Source organism: Actinoplanes sp. NPDC024001 (genome assembly GCF_040638955.1).
Taxonomy (GTDB): domain Bacteria; phylum Actinomycetota; class Actinomycetes; order Mycobacteriales; family Micromonosporaceae; genus Actinoplanes.
In genome coordinates, this window is record NZ_JBEZZB010000294.1 from 1 (window position 1) to 7,194 (window position 7,194).

At 71.1% G+C, this 7,194-nt stretch carries 7 protein-coding genes and 1 riboswitch; of the genes, 4 read left to right on the forward strand and 3 right to left on the reverse strand.

The genetic code is table 11. The features are described from left to right. Positions 1 to 123: 123 nt before the first annotated feature. A complete protein-coding gene (locus tag AB0F81_RS49810) occupies positions 124 to 966 on the forward strand; it encodes a YncE family protein (protein ID WP_360211242.1) in 843 nt (280 codons plus the stop codon). A gap of 23 nt (positions 967 to 989) precedes the next feature. Further along, on the forward strand, positions 990 to 2,348 hold the full coding sequence (locus AB0F81_RS49815; RefSeq protein ID WP_360211244.1) for a transaminase: 1,359 nt from the start codon (positions 990 to 992) through the stop codon (positions 2,346 to 2,348). Positions 2,349 to 2,351: 3 nt separating this feature from the next. On the opposite strand, the gene AB0F81_RS49820 is transcribed toward AB0F81_RS49815, so the two are convergent. Next, the gene (locus AB0F81_RS49820; RefSeq protein WP_360211246.1) at positions 2,352 to 3,269 is read right to left on the reverse strand and encodes a hypothetical protein; all 918 of its coding nucleotides are present in this window, start codon (positions 3,267 to 3,269) and stop codon (positions 2,352 to 2,354) included. A 2-nt stretch (positions 3,270 to 3,271) separates the two neighbouring features. After that, the gene (locus AB0F81_RS49825; protein WP_360211248.1) at positions 3,272 to 3,772 is read right to left on the reverse strand and encodes a SigE family RNA polymerase sigma factor; all 501 of its coding nucleotides are present in this window, start codon (positions 3,770 to 3,772) and stop codon (positions 3,272 to 3,274) included. Positions 3,773 to 3,864: 92 nt separating this feature from the next. Between AB0F81_RS49825 and AB0F81_RS49830 the strand changes: the two genes are divergently transcribed. Next, entirely contained in the window at positions 3,865 to 4,689 is an 825-nt protein-coding gene (locus tag AB0F81_RS49830; RefSeq protein ID WP_360211250.1) for an alpha/beta hydrolase, read from the forward strand. Continuing rightward, the gene (locus AB0F81_RS49835; protein WP_360211252.1) at positions 4,682 to 5,641 is read left to right on the forward strand and encodes a phosphotransferase; all 960 of its coding nucleotides are present in this window, start codon (positions 4,682 to 4,684) and stop codon (positions 5,639 to 5,641) included. Before AB0F81_RS49830 ends, AB0F81_RS49835 begins: the two co-directional genes overlap by 8 nt. 66 nt (positions 5,642 to 5,707) lie before the next feature. Here the strand turns inward: AB0F81_RS49835 and AB0F81_RS49840 are convergent, their stop codons facing one another. Continuing rightward, the gene (locus AB0F81_RS49840; RefSeq protein ID WP_360211254.1) at positions 5,708 to 6,247 is read right to left on the reverse strand and encodes a transglycosylase family protein; all 540 of its coding nucleotides are present in this window, start codon (positions 6,245 to 6,247) and stop codon (positions 5,708 to 5,710) included. Positions 6,248 to 6,250: 3 nt separating this feature from the next. Next, positions 6,251 to 6,393: riboswitch (cyclic di-AMP (ydaO/yuaA leader) on the reverse strand. Between the last annotated feature and the right edge of the window lie 801 nt (positions 6,394 to 7,194).

The following is a 7,194-nucleotide window of genomic DNA, read 5'->3' on the forward strand; positions in this document are numbered from 1 at the left end:
CCGCCGCCGGCGCGCTGCCCTGTCCGGTGCGCCCGCCGTCCTGGTCCGGGGGGAGGCCGGCCTGGACGCGGAGATGCGGCCTTCACCCGCTTCCGGCTGGGCCGCGAACCGGAAGGTGTGGCGGTGGCGCCGGACAACCGCACCGTCTACGTGGCCGACCAGAACTCGAAGGACGTGCACTTCATCGGCCTCGACGATCGGCAGATCGCGGTGGTGAAGGTGCCGAACACGCCCCGCTTCCTGGCGGTGTCGCCGGACGGCGCCCGGATCTACGTGTCGATGTTCGAGAACGACTTCACCGGCAACGGCCTCGCCGTGATCGACACCGCGAAGCGGACCGTGGTGAAGAACATCCGGACCGGACCGCGGCCGTTCGAGCCGGCGGTGGCCTCGGACGGGCAGGTCTGGCTGCCGATCCACAACGGCGCGCGGGTGGAGATCTACGACGATCAGACGCTGACCGAGGCGGCCCGGATCTCGGTGCCGCCGAACCCGCACTGGGTGACGTTCTCGCCGGACGGCAGCATCGCCTACACCGCCAATCACGAGTCCAGCCAGATCTCGGTGATCAACACCAAGGACCGGCTGGTGCTGCGCAACATCAAGGTCGGCAAATCGCCGCACAGCATCGCGGTGACGCCGGACGGGCGGACGCTGATCGTCACGAACTACGACCTGGACACGGTCGAGGTGTTCGACACGGGATCGCTGCGCCGGCTCTACCGGCTCGCGGTCGGCAAGGAACCGCAGGCGGTGATCACCTCGACGGACGGCAAGCACGCGTACGTGGTGAACGAGGGCTCGGACAACCTGTCGGTGGTGGATCTGAAGGCGGGAAAGGTGGTGTCGACGGTCGCCGTCGGGGACAGCCCACGGGTCATCGCGGTCTCCCCGGACGGGTTGCGGCTGTATGTCACGGACGGCAACGGACGTACGGTTACCGTACTCAGGACCACCGCGAAGTGACGATTCCCTGGTAACGTCGCGCCATGTCGACGGATTCCGGAATCGATCGCTCCCGGCTGCGCGCTCTCGCCGAGCGTGAGCGGGCCACCTTCGCCGACCGGCACCCCCGGTCCCGGGCGGCCTACGCGAGGGCCGACCACCTGTTCGGCCGCGTCCCCATGACGTGGATGAACAAGACCGCCGCCGGTTTCCCGGTCTATCTGGCTTCGGCCCGCGGCAACCGGATCACCGACGTGGACGGCAACGAGTTCGTCGACTTCTGCCTCGGTGACACCGGCGCGATGGCCGGCCACTCCCCCGAGCCGGTGGTCGCCGCGGTCACCGAGCGGGTCCGCGACGGGCTGGCCACGATGATGCCGACCGAGGACGCCGCGGTCGCCGGCGCCGAGCTGGCCCGCCGGTTCGGCCTGCCGGCCTGGAGTTTCGCGCTGACCGCGACGGACGCGAACCGCTGGGCGATCCGGCTGCTGCGTGCCGTCACCGGCCGATCGAAGATCCTGGTGAACAGCTACTGCTATCACGGTTCGGTGGACGAGTCGCTGATCGTCGTCGGCCCGGACGGGCACGGCCGCAGCCGCGAGGGCAACGTCGGCGCGCCGGTGGACGTGACCGCGACGAGCCGGGTCGCCGAGTTCAACGACCTGGCGATGCTGGAGCGGGAGCTGGCGCACGGCGATGTGGCGGCGGTGCTGATGGAGCCGGCGCTGACGAACATCGGCATCGTGCTGCCGGAGGACGGCTATCTGGCCGGGGTGCGGGAGCTGACCCGTAGGTACGGCACCTACCTGATCAACGACGAGACGCACACCTTCTCGGCCGGGCCGGGCGGCGCGACCGCGGCGTGGAACCTCCAGCCGGACGTCGTGACGATCGGCAAGGCCATCGGTGGTGGGGTGCCCGTCGGCGCGTACGGTCTCAGTGCCGAGCTTGCCGAGGCACTCACCGGGCGCGGCGATCTGGACCTGGTGGACATGGGTGGCGTGGGCGGCACGCTCGCCGGCAATCCGGTGTCGATGGCCGCGACCCGCGCCACCCTGCAGGAGGTGCTGACCGAGGCCGCGTTCGCCACGATGATCGAGACGGCGTCGGCTTTCGCCGACGGCATTTCCAAGATCATTGAGGGGTACGGGCTCCCGTGGTCGGTCAGCCGTCTCGGCGCCCGCGTCGAGTACCGGTTCGCGAACCCGGCGCCGCGCAACGGCACCGAGTCGGCGGCGAGCGCGGACGCCGAGCTGGAGGACTTCCTGCACGTCTACCTGGCGAACCGGGGTGTGCTGCTCACGCCGTTCCACAACATGGCGCTGATGTGCCCGCAGACGTCGGCGGCCGACGTGGCCCGGCATCACGAGATCTTCGAGCGGGCGCTGTCCGAGCTGGTCTGATCGTCATCGGTCACCCACCCACGAGAGGTCCGGCGCCGTGCAGACCAGCCCGGTCAGCATGCGCCGGCTCTCCGCGGTGGTGAGCGTCCCTGGCTGGGCGAGGTGGATGGTGAACTCGTCCGCGACGGACCCGGACTCGGCGACGATCTGAACGACCTCGCCACCGGTTGCCGAACAGTGCGTCAGCGACTGACGCCAGCCGTTCGCCGCCGGATGGACCGCCGCCACGGTGTATCCGGCCAGCCGTGAGGGCACCCACGGCGAACGCATCGTCACCGACATGAGCGCGCTGGTGTAGACCACCGACCGGGCCATCCGCAGTGCCAGGTTCACCGGGTCGGGCAGCCCGGACACGGTCAGCAGCAGGTTGGCCCCGAACTCCCCGGACCGCCATTCGACGGACGCCGTGTCAGCGACGAGCAGGTTGCCGGGGAGACCGCCGATGTCGACGGTCTCGCCGCCGCCCTCGGGCGGGACCTCATTGACGGCCAGCATCACTCCCGGTGGCTCGGCGCCCGCGGCGGTGTAGTGCACGCCGTCCGGCAGCCAGTAACGGGTGCTGCCCTGGAACGCCCGGGGCTGCGGCCCCAGCAGCGGCCCCTGAGCCGTGTCGAACCGCACCGACCGGAACTGTTCGCTGATCCCCGGCGGGAACCAGGAGGGCGTGTACTGCAGCGGCGCGTCCTGCGGCACCGGCGGCGGGAGCGTCGCCACGGGCATCTGCGCGCCGCGCCGGCCACCGGCGGCCAGGGGCACCCCCACGGCGACGCCGGCCGTCACCACGCCCGCGCCGGCGAGCAGCAGCCGCCGCTGCCGGTGCACCCGGGCGCGGGCCGCGATGCCCGCCCGCACCCGTTCCGGGGACGGCGCCAGGCCGGCGATCGCCTCGTACGCGTCGCTGATCCTCTGTTCGTCCACCATCGTCAGCCTCCGATCCGGGTGGTACTGGCGGGAAAGTCCTTACGCAGCGTGGCGAGGGCGCGGGCGGTGTGGCTGCGTACCGTCGCCGGGCGGCAGCCGAGCAGGTCGGCGATCTCGGCGTCCGTGCGGCCCTCGTAGAAGCGCAGCGCCAGGACGATGCGCTGCCGGACGGGCAGCCCGGCGAGCCGCCGGATCATCGCGTCGCGCTCCTCCACGGCCGGCCCGGGATCGGCCTCCGGCTCGGTGACGGCGTCCAGCGCGTCCATCGACAACGGCACCACGCGGGCGGCGCGGCGACGGCGCCACGACGCCAGCTCGTTGACGATCATGCGTTTGACGTACGCCTCCGGCACGTCCGCCGCGGCGATCCGGGACCAGCGCGGCTGCGCCCGGGCCAGGACCTCCTGCAGGATGTCCTCGGCCAGGTGCGGGTCGCAGGCCAGCACGGTGGCATAGCGCAGCAGCGCCGCCAGCCGGGCGGACAGGAATTCCTCGTACGTCACCAGCCGCTCCCTTCCACCCCTCGTGACGCGCTCGGCCGCCGGAAGTGTGGAGTGGGGTCGCGAGAACCTTCGATCCCGACCATAGTTACCGCGTGGTCAAGGAAAGCGACATCAGCGGCCCGGACGGGGCGGTCCTGCACGCGTATGACTGGGGCAGCGGCGACCGGGTGGTGATGTGGCATCACGGGACGCCGAACATCGGCCTGCCGCCGCAGCCCCTGTTCGCGGCGGCGGAACGGCTCGGGGTGCGGTTCATCTCGTACGACCGGCCCGGCTACGGCGGGTCGTCCCCGCTGCCGGGCCGCGACTTCGCCTCGGCCGGGCGGCTGGCCGCGGCGGTCGCCGACGGGCTGGGGGTGGACGAGTTCGCGGTGTACGGGCACTCCAGCGGCGGACCGCACGCGCTCGCCTGCGCGGCCCTGCTGCCGGACCGGGTGACGGCCGCGGTGAGCATTTCCGGTCTGGCGCCGTTCACGGCTGACGGTCTGGACTGGTTCGCCGGGATGGGGCCGGGCAGCCTGGCGTCGCTGGGCGCGGCGGCCGCCGGGCGGGAGGCCAAGCAGGCGCAGGCGCAGGCCGGCGGCGAACCGGACTTCACCGCCGGGGACTGGGCGGCGCTCGAGGGCGAGTGGGGCTGGTTCGGCAGCGTGGTCGAGCCGGCGATGGCGGGCGGGCCCGGTCCGCTGATCGAGGACGATCTGGCGAACGTCGGCCCGTGGGGGTTCGACCCGGTAGTGATCAGCGCGCCGGTGCTGCTGGTGCACGGTGAGGCGGACGCGGTGGTGCCGAGTTCGCACAGCGCGTGGCTGGCCGAGCGGATTCCGAAGGCGACGCTGCGCCTCATACCGGGTGCGGGGCACATCTCGGTGCTGCCCGGCGAGGCCGTGCCGGCGCTGGAGTGGCTGGCTGGTGCGTGAGGCCCCGGCTGACCTCGCCCTGGGCGACGTGCTGGCGGCGCTGCGGGAAGGTTGGGGTGTGCGGACCGGCGCGGCCACGTTCCTGCCGGTCGGCGCCGGCAGCTATCACTGGTCGGTGGCCGGGCATTTCGTGAAAGTCGACGCCCTGGAGGGCGATGCGGCATTCGACCGGCTGCGCCGGTCGCTGGAGACGGCTGCGGCGCTCCGGCTCGACTTCGTCCTCGCCCCGATCCGCGGCGCCGGCGGGCAGGTGGTCCGGCGTCTCGATGATCGGTACGCGGTTTCGGTGTACCCGCTGCTGAACGGTGAGTCCGGGGTGTTCGGCCCGCATCCGGCCGCGGACCGGCTCCGGGTCGTCTCCATGCTCGCCGAGTTGCACGGGGTGGTCGCGCCGCACGCCCCGCGTACCGATCTGCGGCTGCCGGGGCGCGAGGGCCTCGAAGCCGCGCTGCGGGACGCTGACCGCGAGTGGACGGCCGGGCCCTACGCCGAGGCAGCCCGTCGTGTCCTGGTCTCGAACGTGGGCACGATCGAGAGCTGGCTCGCGGAGTTCGACCGGCTCGCCGCGGTGGTCGGCGCTGATCCCACGGCCTGGGTGGTGACCCACGGGGAGCCACATCCCGGCAACTTCCTGCGGACCGGAGCCGGGACACTGTTGATCGACTGGGACACCGTACGGGTGGCGCCGCCGGAACGGGATCTGTGGATGCTCACCTCCGGGTTCGCCGACATGCTGAACGAAAAGCCTCGCGGCGACGATGACGCGGTACTGGGCCGCTACCGGGAGCTGACCGGGCGGCAGGTGTCGGCGGAGGGACTCGCGTTCTACCGGCGGTGGTGGGTGCTGGCTGACGTCGCCGTCTTTGCCGACGAGCTACGGCAGCCGCATCGCGAGAACGCGGATCTGGCAGCCTCGCTGACATATCTGACCGGCTATCTGCGGAGCCGGTGATGATCGCCCGGCCGTGAAAGGCGGGGAGGGCGGATTCTCTCGCGGCCGGGCGATCGGGCGCGGCCGTCAGAGGCGGATGCGCTGGCCCGGGAAGATCAGGCTGGGGCTGTCCAGGCGCTCCTTGTTGAGCTTGTACAGGGTTCGCCAGCCGCCCTTGACCTTGAACTTCTTGGCGATCGAGGCGAGGGTGTCGCCGGAGCGGATCACGTAAGTCTTGCCGCTCGGCTTCGCGCTCGACGACTTCTTCTTCGCGGTGTTCTTGGTGGTCTTGTAGACGCCCGGCTTCTTGCCGCACGTCGGCCACGGCTTCAGGCCGCGCTTCTGGTAGAGCTTGTTGGCGATCTTGATCTGTTCGGCCTTGGTCGCCTTGTTGGCGGTCGGCGCGTACTTGCCGCCGCCGTTCGAGAGCCACGTGCTGCGGCTGAACTGCAAGCCGCCGTAATACCCGTTTCCGGTGTTGATGTGCCAGCGGCCGCCGGACTCGCACTTGGCGACCACGTCCCAGTTGACCTGGCGGGCCGCCTGAGCGGGGGCTGCCGGGGCGATGAGCAGGGCGCCGGTCGCCAGACCGAGGGCAAGGCGCGTTCGTCTACCGATCCGAGACATGGGAGATCCTCCACGCCTACGAGGTGAGCTGTCGGGTTCGGACAGAGGTGCCCGGCCGTCTCATGCGGCTTCACCCCGAGGCGCGCACTCCTTGGGCGCGCCGAGTTACCTGGGTCCCCCGCTCCTGCCGTGGATTCGTGTCCGTGGGCGGCGGCAGGACTCGGCGGACCGTCCACGGTGCCCGCAACTGCGGGACGGCCCGACGGTAACCACGCCGGAAGGCCCGGGACCAAGCTCTGGGCCCGGAATAGTGACGTTCTTCTCAGTATTTGCCCGATTTGATCTTGTTCGTGCCCTGGAAAGGCGGGCATTCCGGAAAAGCGGTTTGGGTCGCTCGTGCCACCATCCGGCGCCCCGACACATCGGACAGCTCCCCACCCAAAAACGCTTAAACCCCCAACCCCAGTTGCCTCCCACGCCGCCGCCACCACACCAGCACGACCCCGCGCGCCAGCCGACCCCTCCCGGCTGACCGCCAGCGCCGCCTGAACACCCCAAACACCACCCTGACCGTCAGCCAAATCACGCGGCTGACGGAACTGCCCGGTCAACGGCGAAACCGCTCGGCTGACCGTCAACGTCGTCTCCGGCCGGCCGAAGTACCCCTCAGACGCAGCCCGGCGAACCCGCTGCCAACCAGTGCCGTCCGGGGTCAGCCGAAGCAACCCTCAGGCACAGCCGGGCGGGCCAGCTGGCGGCCGGTGTCGGTTCAAGCCGACCGAAGCAACCCCCAGACGCAGCCGGGCAGGCCGGCTGACGGCCAGTGTCGGTTCAGGACGGCCGGGGCAACTCGCAGACGCAGCCGGAGGCACCGGCTGACCGGCAGGGCTGTCTGCACGTGCTCGAACAGCGCTGAGAGTCAGCCGACCAAGATCGACATGAATCGGCATGCGGTCGCGAACGGACGCTCTCAGGTGACGCTCAGCGCCGCGTGGCGCGGCGCTGAG